This is a genomic window from Neptuniibacter sp. (assembly GCF_024231755.1).
Lineage (GTDB): Bacteria > Pseudomonadota > Gammaproteobacteria > Pseudomonadales > Balneatricaceae > Neptuniibacter.
This window is the reverse complement of sequence record NZ_JAAEQH010000109.1, coordinates 1-18,376: the sequence shown is the minus strand read 5'-3', so window position 1 is coordinate 18,376 and position 18,376 is coordinate 1. Positions and strand designations below refer to the sequence as shown.

The window sequence follows — 18,376 nt, the reverse complement described above, 5'->3', positions numbered from 1 at the left end:
AAAACCTCCAATGCAGGAGTAATGCAAACAACATCAGTGCAGGGCTGATCTGCAAAAACTGTAGGATAACGGGATGTTCTTTTTGACATAACGACTGTCCGGATGCACCCCATCCCCCTGTCAGGGCAGCGAACCAGACTCCAATCTCAAGTTATTATTTTTGTTTTCTTAGAGCTTGCCTAATTATTAACCTATTAAACAAGTTTAAAAAGCAGCGAACAATAAAACAAACGTATTAAACTACTGTTAAAGTCGGAAATAAAAAGGGGAACAGGTCGAAACCTATTCCCCTTCAACAAAACAGTGAGTGTATTACTGTTGCGAACAGAACAGCTGCTGCTGTCGCATCAACAAACGGCAACCTTCACCACGAATATCCCGATCCCAGCAGTAGTGTCTCGCCCAGCTTTTATCATCTTCTGTAGGCTCTTCATTAAACTCAGGAACCTCATCACAGAATCCCTCTGCCGGGGATGCAACTTCCAAACAGGCTTTAAGGAACTTGCCGTGTTTAATGGTGCAGGCAAAACCGGAACAAGTGTTAAAACTAGTCAACGCTTCATCCAGGCAGGCTTGCTGATTAGCTCTTTCCCCGAGGCTTAGACCCCGTTCGCGATACTCCACCGACTCTTCTGCCAGATCCTGATTCCACTGTGGTAACCACTGATCCTGTGTCAACCAGGCAACAAAAATTACCGCCGCAATTGCGAATAAGATGCCCCAGATAAATTTCTTAATCATGAAGTTTCCTTAACGTGACGGTGGTCGCCACAATAAACCTTTCATACACATCATTAGTCCGATTACAGAAAGTAGCATCGAACCATTAATCAGCAGAGGGTAACGCGCGATGAGTGGAATAAAGTCATGTTTCTGTTGCAGGTCACACTCGCCCAGACGGTAATTATACGAGCCGCCTTGTTCCAGACAGGCTGTTACCGCCGACTGATCAACAAAAAACACTATCATCAGTGCCAGAGCCGGCACTACAAGAAGAATTAAACCCAGTTTTAACATCAGCTTTCACTATCACTGATGCCAATATTACTGTAACCATCGTTATGGGCTAGTTCACGCAGTTCTTTGAGAGCTTCCGAACGAGACAGGTCATCCTGAATAATTTCCAGAATATCCGCCTGGAAATCATCTTCCTGCTGCATCAGTTCATGGGTATTGATGTAGCGCACCAGCTCATCATCCGACATCTGGTCATCAGCGCTCAGCTCAATAAACGTAGCTACACATTCACGGGACATATTACCCACGGTGATCACTTCACTAGCATCAGCGGCAATCACTGTATTCAACGTGGAAAACAATGCGACGACTGCATCGAGCGCAGGTGAAGCGCCATACATATCGAACTCTTCCAGATCTGGCATATTGGCTTCAACTTTGTCGAGCTGAACCTCAAAGTTCATTTTTGCCCCGGTATTGCCAAGATTATCCCAAACTCCGTTTAAGATCTGACGCATCTTATCGGCATCACCAAACTCCATAAGGTTGGCGAACAGAGCAAAATTGGGAAACATCCGCTCAGATATAGCCGCACAGAAAGCTGCCAGCTGCCAATCATTAAGATCGTAAAACTCTTTATCAAAGCGTTGATCAGACATCTATCTCACCAGATCTGTTGGAAAGCGCTCATTGTAACGCCTTTATGTTTATTTGTAGTGAAATTCCTACGTTGATACAGCGTTTTTTTATTTTTTGCCCATTTATAAGCCTCAACAGAAACTAGACTGTAATTTAACTACATAGATTTAATTGCTTACGGTAAGGTTGCTATAATCCCTTCCGGGTATGAGCTTGTGAGGTAACACTTTGATTTCGGTCAACTTACTTAAGTCGATTGCAGAAGCGCGTGAAGACTTAAGAAAATCAGAACAGAAAGTCGCTGACTACGTGCTGCAGCACGCTAATGACGTGATTCATATGCGTATCGTTGATCTTGCGACTGAAGCAAACGTCAGCGAGCCTACTGTTGTGCGTTTCTGCCGTGCATTGAACTTTGACGGTTTCCAGGATTTCAAGCTGACCCTCGCTCAAGGCTTAGCCAGCAATACCAACTTTGAGCAGTTCTCCCTGAACTCCAAAGATACGGTTACCGAGTTTAAAGAAAAGATCTTCGATTCCATGATCGGTAACCTGCTCAACATTAAAGAACAGCTGGATACAGAAACCATCGAAGATGCGATTGATTCACTAGCGAAAGCACGCCGTGTGGAATTTTATGGTTTTGGTGCATCAGCCCCTGTGTGTACTGATGCCGCTCACAAATTCCACCGCCTGAAAGTATCATCGACCTCTTATTCCGACCCCCATATGCAAGCGATCTCTGCTGTTTCATTGGATGATCGCGATGTAGTAGTTGCTATCTCACAGACCGGTCGTACAAAGGACCTGCTGCACACCGTTAAACTTGTAAAAGAAACCGGTACAACCGTTATCTCTTTATGTCCAAGTGATACTCCTCTGGCCAACCTTGCCAGTATCCCTATCCATATCGATTTGGAAGAGGATAAGGACCTAAGTACTTTGATGTCCTCACGAGTTCTGCACCTAGTGGTGATTGATGTGCTTGCGGTGGGTGTTGCTATGAAATTGGGGCCAGGGCTGATAGATCATCTAAAAACGATCAAACGCAGCCTTCGTTCACTACGCCAGAATTAAAGGCGTTATCAATTTACCTCCGCATAAAACCTGCCAATAACAAAGAATGACGGGCATTTTTCGCTTGTCATTTTTTGTACATATTTTATTCATATTGCTGCAATAGCTTACCACTACTATCTCCCCAGTTTTCAAGGCTCATGCGGCTTACAGCTGTGCGGCGCACAATAGAATAAGCCAATTTTTCCTAGCAAAACTGTTTGTAATTTATTTACAGCTATTATAAAACTGAGTTTAAGGCTGATTCAGAGCCCTCATTGAGGTGCCTTACTTAGCTGGCACCTAATGAGCCTTCTGACCAGAAAACCAGGGAACCTACGAATAAATCTTGTAGGCGCTCTGGCTTCACTGGAGTCTCATAATCAAGAAAGTACTTTGCCGGAATGTCTAGACATTGCAAAAAGTACTGACGCTGAGTATGTGTCTCCAGTGAAGCCCCGAAGGGCAAGCCCTGTAGCATGTATCTGCTTTGTTGCAGCTCTTGTTAAGGACTATGGCCATTAACAGCGAACTGCGCCTTGCTTCTACAAGCTACAGGACTTGCAGAGCACTTACAGGACTTGTTCGCAGGCTCCCTAGATCAGGAGTCAATTTATGTTGAACAAATCACAAGACATGAATGAAACCCAGATTGAAGTGTTTGACCTCATGGTGGGTTTCGAAGAAGAAGAACAATTGTCACGAAAAAAGCTGGCTTCGCGCCGTGCACTAAAAGCGCGACGTGCAATCGAACAGCGCCAGGAGGAGAAGGAGCTATCATCCTACATTGATGAATGCTGGTTCGACGAATAACTCTTAAATAAAAAGCCAGTCTTATGACTGGCTTTTTACGTATTACGCTCGGCTATCAATACTCTGGATAGAGAATATTCAGAGGAATTGAACGACTGCCTTCAACAACAATTGCACAGTGCTTACGTTTAAGTTTGCGCGGCTCTGTTACACCGCATGAGTGGGCAATCATCTCCACTTCATGCACCAGATGATTATGGTAGTTTGCCACCCGGTCAGCTTTGACCATTGGCACCAAGCCTCGCTGCAAATCTGGATCATGTGTTGTGATCCCTGTTGGGCAGGTGTTCTTATTACACTGCAACGCCTGAATGCACCCCAAAGCAAACATAAAACCACGCCCGGTCACCGCAAAGTCAGCCCCCATACAGATAGCTGCGCCGACATCCGTTGGGTTAATCAATTTACCTGAAGCGATGACCCTGATGCGCTCGCGCAGATCATGTGCCATCAGCTTGTTAACCACAATCGGTAAACTCTCACGTAGAGGTAAGCCAACACTATCCATCAACGGCATCGGTGCAGCACCGGTACCACCATCACTACTATCGATAGTGATAAAGTCAGGAGCACTCTCCGCCCCACGTTTGTTTACGGCAGAGAGGAACTCATCAATCCATTCCGACTCACCCAAAACCATTTTGAAGCCACAGGGTTTGCCGGTAATGGTACGAACCTTTTCGATCATATCCAGCAGATCATCAATACTGGCGATATCTGGGTGGCGGTTCGGGCTCAATGAATCTTCACCGACAGGGATGCCACGCACAGCTGCGATCTCTTCGGTAACTTTTTCACCTGGCAAAATCCCACCCTTGCCTGGCTTCGCTCCCTGACTCAGCTTGATCTCAAACATCTTGACCTGAGGGATAGCACCTTTTTCCCGGAGTTTCTCTTCACAGAAATTACCGTTCTCATCGCGCAGGCCATACTTAGCAGTACCTATCTGATAAACAATGTCACAACCGGCCTCAAGGTGGAAAGGTGATACGCCACCTTCACCTGTATTCATCCAGCAGTTTGCCTTTTTCGCCCCCTGTGCCAACGCTTCAATAGCTGGACGGGACATCGCTCCATAGCTCATACCAGAGATGTTAAAGAAGGAAGGGGCGTCGTATGGCTGATCACAGTAGGGGCCAATACGTAGAGGTTGAGTTCTTACTGCATCTTCTTTCAGGGTTGGGAAAGGGCAATTCAAAAAGTAGTAGGTGCCAGGGATACGCAGATCACGGGATGAACCAAACGCGATAGTACTATCCACATTCTTTGCTGCTCTATAGACCCAGGAACGTTGGGCACGGTTAAACGGCATCTCCTCCCGATCCATCGCAAAGAAGTACTGACGGAAGAACTCACCTACATGCTCAAACAGGTACCTAAAACGACCGATCAGAGGATAATTTCGTCGGATGGTTTGTGCAGTCTGATGTTTATCGATCTGGTAAATCACCAGGGCGGTGATAACAGCGATAACAAACAGAACCAGAAAAGCTATACCAACAAATGCAATAAACGTGATTGCAAAGTTAGTCAGTGATTCATTCATGCAGTGGCACTCCCCTTCGCAAAACCTGTAAACAAGCCAGGATGATCATCATCTGCAAAGCATTCAGCTCCCTACAGCCGAATGCATTTGGCTCTGTTCTTAGATTTGCCAGCATTTTTACTATGTTTTTAAGGGGTTATCGGCTGAGAGTAAATAGTCAGAAGCAATATTTTTCTGACTATTTCAATTTCAGCTGATATATCTACTTTATTTGGCCGAATAACCTTGGCAAATATAGAGATATAATGACGAAAAGCGTCAAAGTCTTACTAAAATTTAAGATTATTGAGCTATTTTGTAATTATTCACTAATGAGGTTTGCCAAAGACCATTAGGTAGCGGTATCGTACGTCGCTCTCCGCTTTGCTCGATCATATTTCCAAAAAATATTCAGCATCTGCTATCTCTATAATAGAGTCGCAGCGGTGAAAGTTTCTGCTTAAACTTGTTTTTTAAGAAAACGCCCATATTTAGCAGAATACAACCTGGATAGAGCTGTCGCCTGAAACATTGCCTGTTTGTGGCCTGGCAAGTAATACGTATATCCAGACATTGATTTGTTACAACCCAATTGGAAGACCAGATACATGACTAATTTGCCTGACGTTACCAGTCATCAAAACCCGGAGATCCACGGTTCTCTGGACTGGGTGGGCATGAATGGGATCACTGTCCCACTGCAGTTCGAAGACAATAAGCTCGGTGTGAACAACATTGAAGCACGCGTGAATACCTACGTTAACCTGGTAAATCCGAAGGTTAAGGGAATTCACATGTCCCGCTTGTATCTGGCATTAAGTAACTTCTTTGAGAATCAGACACTGAACGTGCCTGCTCTGACAGATTTCCTGTCACATCTACTGGATAGCCATCACGATATCTCTACGCAGGTATTCCTGAACTTCGACTTCGATTTTCTAATCAAGCGTGATGCTCTGAAAAGTGATAACAGTGGCTGGAAAAGCTACTCAACTACACTACGTGCAACGCTGAAAGATGATGAAGTGATTCTCGAGCTGGCAACCCGTGTTCCATATTCATCAACCTGCCCTTGTTCAGCAGCCCTGTCTCGTCAGCTGTTGGCTCAGGCATTCACTGATGATTTCGCGGGCAAGGGCAGCTTTAGCGCCGAAGATGTTGAAAACTGGCTGAAGTCAGAAAAGGGCTCTTTTGCGACACCGCACAGTCAGCGTAGTCAGGCAACAGCCTGGGTAAAACTGAGCAAAGATATGGGCGCATTCCCGTTAACTGATCTTATCGATCTAGTTGAAGATGCTCTGAAAACGCCCGTTCAGACTGCAGTTAAACGCGCTGATGAACAGGAATTTGCTCGACTGAATGGTCACAACCTGATGTTTTGTGAAGATGCGGCCCGCCGCGTGAAACACGCACTGCAGAATCAGGAGCAGTACACTGACTTCTGGCTAAAAGTAGAACACTTTGAGAGCCTTCACGCTCATGATGCAGTAGCACTTGCTTCCAAAGGTATTGAGGGCGGATATAGCCCAGCTGATTACAGCTAAATCTACCCGCTGAACAAAAAGAAGGCTGCTCTAAGCAGCCTTTTTTATTTCTAAATAAACGATCCATACCGTTCATTATGTTCAGTGATTAAAATAACAGGTTAAACATAAAACCTGCACTGATCGCCATCCCCAATACAATAAGCAGGAATGCTACGATCATGGGTGTTTTAAACAGTGAACGCAGCAGAATAACCTCCGTCAAACTAGCTCCAGCACTACCGATAATCAGAGCCATCACAGAACCTAACGCCATGCCTTTAGCTATCAATGCCCCAGACAACGGGATCACAGCCGCCGCTCGGATATAAAGCGGGATACCAATAACAGCGGCAATCGGTACTGCCAGTGGGTTATCTTCTCCTGCATATTCAGCGATAACATCTGCCGGTATAAACCCGTAGGTAAATGCTCCAATAGCAACGCCAATCAACAGATAAGGCCAGACACCTATAAACTGCTGCCAGGTTTCCTGCCAAATCTTGGCCCAATCAAACCGAGGGGCATTTACTACCGCTGTGCCATCACAACAGATCTCCACTTCTGTACTGTTCTCGGTATTATCAGGACAGCAGGATGATTTCACCTGTGTAGCAGACTCCGAACAACTACTGCCCTGGCCTGCTTCACATCCTCCTGAAGCTTCACCTGAAAGCACCTCCTCACGTATATAACGCGCAAATCCAAACTTCTCGAGGAAATAACCCGCGCTCACAGAAACCAAAAGAGCGAAAAGAGCGTAGGTTACTGTTACCTGCCAACCAAAAGTCACGAGAAACAAACCGATAATGATTGGATTCAACAACGGAGAAGTAAACAAGAAGGTAATGGTGGGCCCCAAACCTGCTCTGGCTTTAAGTAATCCCGCTAGCATAGGGATGGTCGAGCAGCTACAAAAAGGGGTGATGCTCCCCAGTGCAGCAGCAGAAACATAACCCCTGCCCCCTTTGGAACTAAGAATAGATTGAATTTTCTCTGCAGGAATCCAGGCCTGGATTACCCCAACCAGAAAACTGATCAACAGAAACAGTGTTGTGAGCTCTACACCCAGAAAGATAAACATTCCCAATACTTCCTGGAACATTGTTAGTAATTCATCACTCATAATAAATTCCATATTTCTAAATATATGGAAATATTATTATCTATAGATATTTGAGCTGTCAAATTATTTCTATTATTATCGAAATATAATATTTCTGGTGATCAATAATGGAAATCGATTTAGCAGCCAAACGTTTAGCCGAACTGGGCCACAGCACACGATTATCAATCTTTCGCTATCTGGTTAGAGGCGGAAAACAAGGGGTGCCTGTAGGGGAAATTCAAACCGCATTGGAAGTGCCTGGTTCTACTCTATCCCACCATATTACCCGCTTAGTTTCTGTTGGTTTGGTTAAGCAACGTAGGGAAGGAAGGACCCTTTACTGTGTGCCACAATACGAGGAGTTGGACGAGTTGATCGGTTTTCTAAAAGAAGAATGCTGTGTTAACGATATTACACATTGCTAGCCCAAATTTCTCACTAAGGCGCTTAATATCATAGCGCAAACCTAAGAATTACTTGCGATTCAGGTAATATTTCTGGTGCGATGACATTTGTTGATTACCCGATTGAGATGTACACACAAGCCCCGGCTAAGGTGCCGACTCCACTATTAATCCTTGCAAGCTATTACAAAGGTTGAGCATTAAACATCCTCCAAGCTACCAATTTACGATTGTGAAGGGGCTTTCCTGAACCAGCCTAACTCATTGAGGCCCCTACAGAATCAGGCCTAGACTGAGCATAAAAGTTATTTCCAGTACCCCCCAACTTATAACTAGCGCTTAGGCTGATAAACCTCCCCTTAAAGCAGAAGGTAGAGAACCAAAAATATTAATTCTTTTAAGAGTTTTTGGAGGATCAGTATAGCTTTGTTTTAATGCCTTACCGATTGCTGATAAATGATTTACCTACTAGGCTTTTCCTATAAGCCTCGCGATTTCCTACAAACTTAAAGCTACGAAATATGTTCTAGTCATTTGAAAAATATGGATAACGATTCCAAGTATCTTACAAACCTAAAAAACAACAGCGATTTATTCGAAATTGTCTTTGACCATCAGTTTCAGTTTATGGCTATTCTTGCACCTGATGGTAAAGTGATTAACGTCAATCAGGTCGCCTTAACTCAACAAGGCTATACTCGCGATGACTTTGTAGGTAAATACTTTTGGGACTCGGCGTCATGGCAGCACTTACCCGAGTGGGAGTCGATCTGGAAAAAACGCCTCAAAAAAGCTCTGAAAACTCAAACACCTATTTTTTCCGATGATGTTTACGAAACACATGATGGTTCAATTCGGCATGCCGACTCGGTAACCATTGCGCTTTTTGATTCAGAAAACAACCTCACCGGTTATCTGATACAAGCAATTGATAAAACAGACAAAGCCTTAGCAGAACAAGCGCTACGCGAAAGCGAGCAAAGATACAAAGGCGTGTTTGAAGACTTTCCGGTAATGATCTGCACATATAAACCCGGTGGTGAGATCATATTTGTTAACCAACCATACTGCGACCTATTTAATCGCACATCTGAGGAGCTTGTAGGCTCAAACTTCCTCAATTTAATTCCTGAAAGTGACCGTCCGGCATTAATATCCAGCATATCAGGACTTGATACTTCCGAGCCTTCCTTTGTCCATGAGCACAGAGTACTTCTTCCCGATGGAAATATTGGTTGGCAGCGCTGGACCAATCGTGCAATTTTCAACGACCAAGGGGAAATTGAAAGCTACCATTCTATCGGTGAAGACATTACACAACGCATAATCCAAGAAAAAGCGTTGGTAAGCTCTGAAGCACAATTAAGCACACTGATTGGCAATCTTCCAGGCGTTGCATTTCAATGCTTAAACGATCGGGATTGGACCATGCTCTATTTAAGTGATCGTTGCGAAACACTATTTGGATATACTGCCGACAGTTTGATTAATAACCGCTGTTTCTCTTATTCACAACTCATTGAGCCTGAATTTCGGGAATATATCTGGGCTGCAGTACAAGATTCGCTCAAGAGTAATAAAGCTTACAAGGTCTTATACAAAATCAGGAACGCCAGTGGCGATAACAGATGGATGGAGGAACAAGGTAGAGGCGTTGCTATAGGCTCTTCAACACAAACCATTGAAGGCTATATTGAAGATGTAACTGAGCGTATTGAAGCTGAAAGTCGACTAAACCAAGCCGCCGCAGTCTTCAGAAGTACCGGCGAAGGTGTTGCTATTACTGACCATAGTGGAACGATTGTGGATGTAAATGAGGCATTCACTAAAATCACGGGCTTTAGCAGAGATGAAGTGATTGGTCAGAATCCACGTATCTTGCAATCAGGCAGGCACGACATCAGCTTTTACGAAAACATGTGGAAGCAGGTAAAAACTCTCGGACATTGGCATGGTGAGGTATGGAATCGCGCTAAGAGTGGCGCTATTTACCCCGAAATCCTTACTATTAATGCAATCGATTTTAAACAAGGCCAGCAACCATCAGGATACGTAGGTGTATTCGCTGATATAACTTCACTGAAAGAAACCGAGGCGCGTTTAGATCATTTAGCCCACTATGACGCACTGACAGAACTTCCTAATCGCCTACTCTTTCGTGAACGACTGATACACAGCCTTTCAATGTCAGTAAGGAAGAAAACGAAGGTCGCTGTTTTGTTCCTCGATCTTGACCGATTTAAAAATATTAACGATACCCTAGGTCATGGAGTTGGAGACCAGTTACTCGCCAAAATTGCCTCTCGCCTTCGCCAAGTCGTCCGGGTCGGTGATACCGTAGGCCGAATTAGTGGTGATGAGTTCTGTCTGATTCTTGAAGACATTCAAAACGTTACAGATATTGTACCTATCGTAGAAAAGATACTTAGCGTTTTCAGCCAGCAGATTCAGATTGATGAGCATATGCTAAGAGTCTCGGCCAGTATGGGTATAGCTGTTAGCCCGGATAACAGTAGCGACGCTGATGACCTTCTCAGCTTTTCAGACTCAGCGATGTATGAGGCTAAAGAAGCCGGACGTAATACTTATAAATTCTATACCGCGGAGATGACAGAACAGGCGCTCGAACATAGCTTTGTGCAAAGTGCATTGAGGGATGCTCTGGAACAATCTCAGTTCTTTGTGGTTTATCAGCCTCAACTAAGAATTGAAGACCATTCAATAGTAGGAGTCGAGGCATTAGTCCGTTGGCAACATCCTGAGAGAGGCCTTATCCCACCAGATTCATTCATCCCCATAGCGGAAAATAGTGGTTTGATTAGAGAACTTGGTGCCTGGATTTTACATACGGCTTGTCAACAGGGCGTTAACTGGTTGGAATCAGGCGTTAATTTTGGGCGTATTTATGTCAATGTTTCCGCAACTCAATTACATGATGAGTCCTTCACTGAAACCGTACAAGAGTGCCTAAGAGCAAGCGGTTTTCCAACTAATAGGCTAGGGCTGGAAGTGACTGAGAGCTTTATTATGAAAGACCCTCAGCACGCTATTAATGTATTGAGTGGCTTTAAAGAGATGGGAATTGAGCTAGCTATTGACGACTTTGGTACGGGTTATTCGTCTCTGTCTTATCTGAAGCAACTACCCATAGATAAGCTAAAGATAGACCAATCATTTATACGAGATATACCTTCTGATCCCAATGACATGGCCTTAGCAGAAGCAGTCATAGCGATGGGAAAAGCATTGAATCTTGAAGTTATTGCAGAAGGTGTAGAAAGTCATATCCAAGCTGACTTCTTACTAGAAAAGGAATGCACTGAAGTTCAGGGGTTTCTGTTCGCTCATCCCCTTACCCCTGAAGCATTTTTAGAATGGGAAAAGCATCGTGATAAATCGCAATAGGCAGGCCCTATATGAGCAGATTATGCTCAGACCTGCCTGATAATCGCTGAATTACTCAACAGTTACCGATTTCGCTAAGTTTCTAGGCTGATCCACATCCGTACCTTTTAACACGGCAACATGATACGACAGCAATTGCAACGGAATGGTGTACAGCACAGGCTGCATAATCTCATCACACTCCGGCATTGAAAGAACATGGATACCCTCCTCAGAATGAACTTTCTCTGAGCCGGCAAAAACGAACAGTTCACCACCACGGGCACGTACTTCCTGTAGATTTGCCTTAAGCTTATCGAGCATATCGTTTTGCGGGGCAACAGCCACCACAGGCATCTCTTTATCAACCAATGCCAGAGGGCCATGTTTCAGCTCACCTGCCGGGTAGGACTCAGCATGAATATAGGAGATCTCTTTCAGCTTTAGCGCCCCCTCCTTAGCCACTGGGTACAAAGTGCCACGACCAAGGAACAAGGAGTGATTTTTCTCGGCAAATGGCTGCGCCATCAGCTCGATATCTTTATCCATCGCCAGCGCACTGCTTACCTGCTGTGGCAGTTGCTTCAGCGCCTGAATAATCGCTGCTTCAGATGCTGAACTGAGACCATTACGACGCCCCAGGGCAATAGTTGTCAGCATCAAAGCAACCAATTGGGTGGAAAAGGCTTTGGTGGAAGCAACACCGATCTCTGGGCCTGCATTGGTCATCAATGCCAGATCAGATTCACGTACCAGTGAACTACCAGGTACATTACAAATGACCAGAGAAGCCAATACACGGGTTTGTACTTCACGCAAAGCCGCCAGAGTATCTGCAGTCTCACCAGACTGAGATATTGTCAGAAACAAAGTACCTTCCGGGATAACCACTGTGCGGTAACGGTATTCACTGGCTACCTCTACCATACAAGGGATACCCACCAGATCCTCGATCCAGTACTTTGCAATCAGGCCTGCGTGGAAGCTGGTACCACAGGCGATAATCTGGACCTGCTTTACCTGATCAAAGATATCTGCAGCTTTTGCGCCGAAGCACTGCTCCAGTAATTTATCGCCACTGACCCGCCCTTCCAGGCAAGCTTTAATCACTTCCGGCTGCTCATAGATCTCTTTGAGCATAAAGTGCTTAAACTCACCTTTATCCGCTGAACTGATCCCATGTTCAAACTGGGAAACCTCACGTTCTGCTTTAGCCCCGTTAGCATCAGTTACAGTGATACTGTCAGCAGTCAGCGTTGCCACATCGCCATCTTCAAGGAACATAAAACGGTCGGTAACCTGCAGCAGAGCAAGCTGGTCTGATGCGATAAAGTTCTCACCAATGCCGATACCGATTACCAGTGGGCTGCCTTTACGCGCAGTTACCAGTTGGCTTGGATCAGATTTCTCAATCACACCCAGTGCATAAGCACCTTCCAGTTGACCAATAATATTGGCCACAGCTGAGTGAAGGGAACTAACTGATTGCAACTCTCTCGCCAACAGGTGAGCAATTACTTCTGTGTCAGTATCGGAGCTGAATACGAAACCATCTGACTGCAGCTCCGCTTTCAGCTCTTCAAAGTTCTCGATAATACCGTTGTGAACCACTGCCAGTTGATCGCCTGACATATGCGGATGAGCGTTGGCCTCATTAGGCACACCATGAGTCGCCCAACGTGTATGGGCAATACCCGTTGTACCACTCAGCGGGTTCTCCTGAAGGCCATCAGCCAATGCCTGAACCTTACCGGTGCGACGACAGCGCTGAATGCCCTCATCGGTTTGTAACGCAACACCGGCGGAGTCATAACCGCGATATTCCAAACGGCGCAGACCTTCTAGAAGAATCTCTTGTACTGGGCGTGCTGCTACAGCACCAACAATGCCGCACATAATTAGCTTCCTTTCTTCTGTGGGCGAGGCCAGTTTTTAATTTCAGTTTGTTTTGAGCGAGTCACAGCTAACGCATCATCAGATACGCTTTTACTGATAGTTGAGCCTGCCCCGACAGTCGCCATCGAACCTACCTGAACTGGCGCAACCAATGCAGTGTTGGAACCGATGAATGCATTATCGCCGATCGCAGTCGTCGACTTATTCACACCGTCGTAGTTACAGGTGATAGTGCCCGCACCAATATTCACATCTTTTCCTAAGATTGCATCACCAATGTATGAAAGATGGTTAATCTTACTGCCTTCACCAACAATCGCTTTCTTGGTCTCAACAAAGTTACCCACTTTAGCTTTATTGGAAAGCTGCGTACCCGGACGTATACGGGCAAACGGACCTATATCGCAGTTTTCAGCAATAGCTGCGTCTTCAATAACGGTGTTCGCTTTAATACGAGTTCCCGCACCGACTGTGCAGTTCTTAAGATAGCAATTGGGCTCAATGACAACGTTATCACCCAGCGTGACATCACCTTCCAGGACAACGTTAATATCGATCAGCAGATCCTGGCCGATTTTTACATTGCCACGCACATCTATACGATTTGGGTCAGCTAGTGTTGCACCATTTATCATTAGGTACTCAGCCTGTTGCAACTGATACCAGCGTTCCAGCTCAGCCAACTGAACACGGTTGTTAACACCCTGCACTTCCTCTTCAGCATCCGGCTGAATGGCACTGATTGTTAGACCCTGTTCTGCAGCCATCGCGATAATATCTGTAAGGTAGTACTCACCCTGAGCATTTTCCGATGAAAGCTGTGGTAACCAATTACGCAGATACTGACTTTTAACAGCCAGGATTCCCGTGTTTACTTCACTGATCTTATGTTGCTCTGGCGAAGCATCTTTATGTTCAACAATGGCAACAACCTTATCTGCACTATTTCGAACGATACGGCCATAACCCGTTGGATCTTTCAGGTCGACAGTAAGTAGAGCCAGATCTCCTGTCGCAGCAATTTCAACCATTTGTGACATGGTCTCAGCTTTAGTCAGCGGCACATCTCCGTAAAGTACCAGTACCACACTATCCTCGGATACTTCCGGCATCGCCTGGGCTACAGCATGGCCTGTGCCCTTCTGCTCAGATTGCAGAGCAAAATTCACCCGCTGACCTTGGAGTGATTCACGTAACAGGTCTGCTCCATGGCCAATCACAACATGAGTGTTCACGTCTCCCAACTGAGCTGCGGTATCGATCACATGCTGCACCATGGCTTTGCCACCTACTTGGTGCAGAACCTTAGGCAGTTTTGATTTCATACGGCTACCCTGACCGGCAGCTAAGATGACAACGTCTACAGACATGGCCTTTCCTTGATAGTTACGCTTTATTTTGTATGCACTTTAAAGTAAAAATAGCGCTATACAATCCCTTTTGTCACAAATTTAATGACAATTATGAATGATGAAGTTTTTTCCCTTCTCGGTGTAAACCCACGTGAAGTGGCTATCTACAAAGCCCTACTCTCCTTAGGTGCTAGCTCTATACGTACAATTGCTGATAAATCCGGCATAAATAGAGGTAGTGCATACGAGAGTCTTAAGGAGATGCAGCAGAAAGGAATTGTCACTTACCAGCCAAAAGGTAAGCGCCGACTATTCGCCCCTGTAGATCCACAGATACTTCTGCAACTGGCCGAAGAACGCCGTCAAGGGCTTGATAGGGCGATGGAAGAGCTAAAGCAGAATATAATTCCTGAACTACAACACCTCAAACCGGACTTTAACGCTAGCAATGTCAGCTTCTATGAGGGTGATGACGGTATCGAACACGTCCTCAAAGATATCCTAAATACGGTTTCTAACTCCGAGGCTGAAAGCTACTCAGTGTTCTCCTCAAAGCCGATCCGAAAACACCTCTACAGACCCTTCCCTAACTTCACAAACCAGCGGATACAGCGTGGTATTAACGTTCGTGCTATAGCCATTGGGGATGGTGGTGAAGACGCCCTGCTATCAGAACGTAAATGGATTAAAACTGAGGGTAAGGTGGATGCCGCCTATATCGCTATCTATCCACCTAAGTGTGCGATTATCTCATTAGCTTCAGAGAACTACCCTACAGCCGTGGTGATTGATTCTGCGGAAGTGGCAGCGGCGCAGAAGATAATATTTGATACGCTTTGGAGACTTTTATAAGCGCATGGCGCTTATACATAGCTACTTATAAAAGCAGCACGCTTCGCAACCAGTAGCTAGAACGCTGCTTCGCAGCTGCTAGTGGCTAGGAAAACCTTAACACCCAAGATGCGAGGTTATGTGATCGGTTTGATTTACTCTGATAGCCTTAGTCTCAAGTGGCACAATGTATTTTTATCTCCAGTCTTGGAGACCATATTTTTGCATTATGTTAGGGATTATTTCCGAGTTTCTGATCATCTCCATGCGAGAATCAAAAAGCTCTATTAATGGACGGATAATACTTTCACGGTCTGGGTTGGATGAAAATGCCATATACACATTGGTGTTATTAACACAGCCTGATATTTTGAACTTGCTCATCAAGCCTAGCCTAGAAAGCTCATACACGGTGCTGTTTTTAGTAAACAGGAAAGCATCTATACGCCCTTTCATTACTTTTCTGGCTTGTTGGTGAATGTAACCGCCGAAGTATGGTTGGAACTGAAATTGTTGCGGATTATCCGCTACGTATTGATTCAATTCTTCTATTGAAGTGTCTGTTGCAATTCCGAATTGTAAATTTTTCAAGCTGTCGGTTGATAAGTATCTCCAAGGGTTGGGCTTCTCAGAGAAAAAGCACATGCTTTGCGTACCCACCTCATACTCTGGATAAAGTAAATTTGGAGCTTCGGCCTTTGCAGGTGCTAATACAGCTTCTACATCTCCTGACTTTGTGAGGGCTAGTGCACGGCTCCATGGGTATACCTCAACAGTGACCTTATAACCTGTACCTCTAAATACTTCTTTGACTATGTCGAGGATGTAACCATTTTGTTCTTGCTGAAGGCAAAGCTGTGGACACCAGTCTATTGCTGCCACACGAATAGTTTTTTCATCATCTGCAGACGTGTACTGACTTAGCAAAAGCAACAGAACAACAGCGAACTTTTTCATTCTATATAAATCTGGATTACAGAATCTGCATTATAGCTGATCCGTACTTGATTTATGTTGTGCACAAAAAAAGGCAACCCGAAGGTTGCCTTTTGAACTGTGGATTGTAAGCAGTGAGTCTTAACGACCCAGTTTCTTACGAATCTGCTGTACGGTACGAAGCTGCGCTGCAGCTTCTGCAAGCTGGGTGGCTGCTTTCGAGTATTCGAACTCGGAAGTTTTGTCAGCCATCGCCTGTTCAGCATGTTTCTGTGCTTCTTGAGCCGCAGCTTCATCAAGGTCTGCCGCATGCAGAGCAGTGTCTGCAAGGATAGTTACCTTGTTAGGCTGTACTTCAAAGAAGCCACCGGATACGTAAAAGATATCCTGCTCGCCACCCTGTTTGCGTAGCTCGACAGGGCCTGGTTTCAGTTCCGTCAGAAGCGGAGCGTGGCCTGGGTATACACCCAGATCACCCAGGCTACCTGTTACGGATACGAATTCGATCAGGCCAGAGAAGAGTTCTTCTTCAGCACTTACGATGTCGCAATGAACAGTCATAGCCATATTTATACCTCGTAAAGGTTAGCTAAAGGCAATTACATGCCTTTAGCTTTCTCGATCACTTCGTCGATACCGCCAACCATGTAGAACGCCTGCTCTGGCAGTTCGTCGTACTGGCCTTCCAAGATACCTTTAAAGCCGCTGATAGTGTCTTTCAGAGACACGTATTTACCAGGAGAACCGGTGAATACTTCAGCTACGAAGAATGGCTGAGACAGGAAGCGCTGGATCTTACGAGCACGTGCTACCAGAGACTTATCTTCTTCAGACAGTTCGTCCATACCCAGGATCGCGATGATGTCTTTCAGCTCTTTATAGCGCTGTAGTACACCCTGTACCTGACGAGCAACTTCATAGTGCTCAGTACCGATAACCAGTGGGTCTAGCTGACGAGAAGTTGAATCCAGTGGGTCAACCGCAGGGTAGATACCCAGCTCTGCGATCTGACGAGACAGTACTACTGTTGCGTCAAGGTGAGAGAAGGTTGTCGCTGGAGATGGGTCAGTCAAGTCATCCGCAGGTACATATACCGCCTGGATAGACGTGATGGAACCAGTCTTAGTAGAAGTGATACGCTCCTGAAGAACGCCCATCTCTTCCGCCAGAGTTGGCTGGTAACCTACCGCAGAAGGCATACGACCTAGCAGTGCTGATACCTCAGTACCTGCCAGTGTGTAACGGTAGATGTTGTCTACGAACAACAGTACGTCACGACCTTCGTCACGGAATTTCTCAGCCATCGTCAGGCCTGTCAGCGCTACACGCAGACGGTTACCTGGAGGCTCATTCATCTGACCGTAAACCAGAGATACTTTATCCAGTACGTTGGATTCTTTCATCTCGTAGTAGAAGTCGTTACCCTCACGAGTACGCTCACCTACGCCGGCGAATACGGAGAAACCTGAGTGCTCGATCGCGATGTTACGGATCAGCTCCATCATGTTTACGGTTTTACCTACACCCGCACCACCGAACAGACCAACTTTACCACCTTTCGCAAACGGGCATACCAGGTCGATTACCTTGATACCAGTTTCCAGCAGTTCGTTAGATGCTGCCTGCTCGTCATAAGAAGGCGCTTTACGGTGAATAGGCATACGCTCTTCTTCACCAATTTCGCCACACTCATCAATTGGGTTACCCAGTACGTCCATGATACGACCCAGTGTTGCTGTACCTACAGGTACAGAAACTGGCGCACCAGTGTTTGCAACGTCCTGACCACGGCTAACGCCTTCGGTCTGACCCATTGCGATCGCACGAACAACACCGTCGCCCAGCTGCTGCTGAACTTCCAGCGTCAGACCGTTTTTAGTTACGGTCAGAGCGTCGTATACCTTCGGTACTGAATCACGTGGAAATTCCACGTCTACTACCGCACCGATAAT

General features: G+C 45.6%; 16 protein-coding genes. 6 read left to right on the top strand and 10 right to left on the bottom strand.

The features are described 5' to 3' along the window. Positions 1 to 312: 312 nt before the first annotated feature. The 3 genes from GY843_RS05685 to GY843_RS05675 are packed head-to-tail and all read right to left on the bottom strand — an operon-like array spanning position 313 to position 1,616. Positions 313 to 741 carry a hypothetical protein gene (locus tag GY843_RS05685; RefSeq protein WP_297307407.1) on the bottom strand — a complete coding sequence of 143 codons (429 nt, stop codon included), beginning with the start codon at positions 739 to 741 and terminating at the stop codon, positions 313 to 315. Positions 742 to 750: 9 nt separating this feature from the next. After that, complete coding sequence (locus GY843_RS05680) at positions 751 to 1,017, bottom strand: hypothetical protein (RefSeq protein ID WP_297307405.1); 267 nt, start codon at positions 1,015 to 1,017, stop codon at positions 751 to 753. Beyond that, positions 1,017 to 1,616 carry a YjaG family protein gene (locus tag GY843_RS05675; RefSeq protein WP_297307403.1) on the bottom strand — a complete coding sequence of 200 codons (600 nt, stop codon included), beginning with the start codon at positions 1,614 to 1,616 and terminating at the stop codon, positions 1,017 to 1,019. The genes GY843_RS05680 and GY843_RS05675 overlap by 1 nt, the downstream gene beginning before the upstream one ends. 208 nt (positions 1,617 to 1,824) lie before the next feature. Between GY843_RS05675 and GY843_RS05670 the strand changes: the two genes are divergently transcribed. Both GY843_RS05670 and GY843_RS05665 read left to right on the top strand, forming a co-directional pair. After that, on the top strand, positions 1,825 to 2,673 hold the full coding sequence (locus GY843_RS05670) for an SIS domain-containing protein (RefSeq protein ID WP_297307401.1): 849 nt from the start codon (positions 1,825 to 1,827) through the stop codon (positions 2,671 to 2,673). Positions 2,674 to 3,267: 594 nt separating this feature from the next. Next, positions 3,268 to 3,465 carry a PA3496 family putative envelope integrity protein gene (locus GY843_RS05665; protein ID WP_297307398.1) on the top strand — a complete coding sequence of 66 codons (198 nt, stop codon included), beginning with the start codon at positions 3,268 to 3,270 and terminating at the stop codon, positions 3,463 to 3,465. A gap of 55 nt (positions 3,466 to 3,520) precedes the next feature. On the opposite strand, the gene GY843_RS05660 is transcribed toward GY843_RS05665, so the two are convergent. Next, a complete protein-coding gene (locus GY843_RS05660; protein WP_297307396.1) occupies positions 3,521 to 5,011 on the bottom strand; it encodes an FMN-binding glutamate synthase family protein in 1,491 nt (496 codons plus the stop codon). Positions 5,012 to 5,598: 587 nt separating this feature from the next. On the opposite strand from GY843_RS05660, the gene folE2 reads away from it, so the two are divergent. After that, positions 5,599 to 6,534, top strand: coding sequence for a GTP cyclohydrolase FolE2 (folE2, locus tag GY843_RS05655; RefSeq protein ID WP_297307394.1), 936 nt, complete (start codon positions 5,599 to 5,601; stop codon positions 6,532 to 6,534). An 88-nt stretch (positions 6,535 to 6,622) separates the two neighbouring features. Here the strand turns inward: folE2 and GY843_RS05650 are convergent, their stop codons facing one another. Then, complete coding sequence (locus tag GY843_RS05650) at positions 6,623 to 7,639, bottom strand: permease (protein WP_297307392.1); 1,017 nt, start codon at positions 7,637 to 7,639, stop codon at positions 6,623 to 6,625. 107 nt (positions 7,640 to 7,746) lie between these two features. On the opposite strand from GY843_RS05650, the gene GY843_RS05645 reads away from it, so the two are divergent. After that, entirely contained in the window at positions 7,747 to 8,046 is a 300-nt protein-coding gene (locus GY843_RS05645; protein WP_297307390.1) for a helix-turn-helix transcriptional regulator, read from the top strand. A gap of 522 nt (positions 8,047 to 8,568) precedes the next feature. Then, positions 8,569 to 11,430 (top strand): bifunctional diguanylate cyclase/phosphodiesterase, encoded by a 2,862-nt coding sequence (locus tag GY843_RS05640; protein WP_297307388.1) that lies wholly within the window; start codon positions 8,569 to 8,571, stop codon positions 11,428 to 11,430. 51 nt (positions 11,431 to 11,481) lie between these two features. Here GY843_RS05640 and glmS read toward each other — a convergent pair whose 3' ends face one another. Then, positions 11,482 to 13,305 (bottom strand): glutamine--fructose-6-phosphate transaminase (isomerizing), encoded by a 1,824-nt coding sequence (glmS, locus tag GY843_RS05635; RefSeq protein WP_297307385.1) that lies wholly within the window; start codon positions 13,303 to 13,305, stop codon positions 11,482 to 11,484. Positions 13,306 to 13,307: 2 nt separating this feature from the next. Then, positions 13,308 to 14,675: a bifunctional UDP-N-acetylglucosamine diphosphorylase/glucosamine-1-phosphate N-acetyltransferase GlmU gene (gene glmU / locus GY843_RS05630; protein ID WP_297307383.1), complete on the bottom strand. Its 1,368-nt coding sequence runs from the start codon at positions 14,673 to 14,675 to the stop codon at positions 13,308 to 13,310. A 93-nt stretch (positions 14,676 to 14,768) separates the two neighbouring features. Here glmU and GY843_RS05625 point away from each other — a divergent pair, with 93 nt between their 5' ends. Then, positions 14,769 to 15,509, top strand: coding sequence for a TrmB family transcriptional regulator (locus tag GY843_RS05625; RefSeq protein WP_297307381.1), 741 nt, complete (start codon positions 14,769 to 14,771; stop codon positions 15,507 to 15,509). 174 nt (positions 15,510 to 15,683) lie between these two features. Here the strand turns inward: GY843_RS05625 and GY843_RS05620 are convergent, their stop codons facing one another. The 3 genes from GY843_RS05620 to atpD all read right to left on the bottom strand — a co-directional run. Continuing rightward, complete coding sequence (locus GY843_RS05620; protein ID WP_297307379.1) at positions 15,684 to 16,445, bottom strand: ABC transporter substrate-binding protein; 762 nt, start codon at positions 16,443 to 16,445, stop codon at positions 15,684 to 15,686. 120 nt (positions 16,446 to 16,565) lie between these two features. Continuing rightward, the gene (locus GY843_RS05615; RefSeq protein WP_297307377.1) at positions 16,566 to 16,991 is read right to left on the bottom strand and encodes a F0F1 ATP synthase subunit epsilon; all 426 of its coding nucleotides are present in this window, start codon (positions 16,989 to 16,991) and stop codon (positions 16,566 to 16,568) included. Positions 16,992 to 17,023: 32 nt separating this feature from the next. Then, on the bottom strand, positions 17,024 to 18,376 hold a 1,353-nt coding region (gene atpD / locus GY843_RS05610; RefSeq protein ID WP_297307375.1), incomplete at its 5' end, for a F0F1 ATP synthase subunit beta.

Coding starts and splice junctions, on each gene's coding strand:
- GY843_RS05685 (WP_297307407.1), bottom strand. CDS start 741: ATGATTAAGAAATTTATCTGGGGCATCTTATTCGCAATTGCGGCGGTA.
- GY843_RS05680 (WP_297307405.1), bottom strand. CDS start 1,017: ATGTTAAAACTGGGTTTAATTCTTCTTGTAGTGCCGGCTCTGGCACTG.
- GY843_RS05675 (WP_297307403.1), bottom strand. CDS start 1,616: ATGTCTGATCAACGCTTTGATAAAGAGTTTTACGATCTTAATGATTGG.
- GY843_RS05665 (WP_297307398.1), top strand. CDS start 3,268: ATGTTGAACAAATCACAAGACATGAATGAAACCCAGATTGAAGTGTTT.
- GY843_RS05660 (WP_297307396.1), bottom strand. CDS start 5,011: ATGAATGAATCACTGACTAACTTTGCAATCACGTTTATTGCATTTGTT.
- folE2 (WP_297307394.1), top strand. CDS start 5,599: ATGACTAATTTGCCTGACGTTACCAGTCATCAAAACCCGGAGATCCAC.
- GY843_RS05650 (WP_297307392.1), bottom strand. CDS start 7,639: ATGAGTGATGAATTACTAACAATGTTCCAGGAAGTATTGGGAATGTTT.
- GY843_RS05645 (WP_297307390.1), top strand. CDS start 7,747: ATGGAAATCGATTTAGCAGCCAAACGTTTAGCCGAACTGGGCCACAGC.
- GY843_RS05640 (WP_297307388.1), top strand. CDS start 8,569: ATGGATAACGATTCCAAGTATCTTACAAACCTAAAAAACAACAGCGAT.
- glmS (WP_297307385.1), bottom strand. CDS start 13,305: ATGTGCGGCATTGTTGGTGCTGTAGCAGCACGCCCAGTACAAGAGATT.
- glmU (WP_297307383.1), bottom strand. CDS start 14,675: ATGTCTGTAGACGTTGTCATCTTAGCTGCCGGTCAGGGTAGCCGTATG.
- GY843_RS05625 (WP_297307381.1), top strand. CDS start 14,769: ATGAATGATGAAGTTTTTTCCCTTCTCGGTGTAAACCCACGTGAAGTG.
- GY843_RS05620 (WP_297307379.1), bottom strand. CDS start 16,445: ATGAAAAAGTTCGCTGTTGTTCTGTTGCTTTTGCTAAGTCAGTACACG.
- GY843_RS05615 (WP_297307377.1), bottom strand. CDS start 16,991: ATGGCTATGACTGTTCATTGCGACATCGTAAGTGCTGAAGAAGAACTC.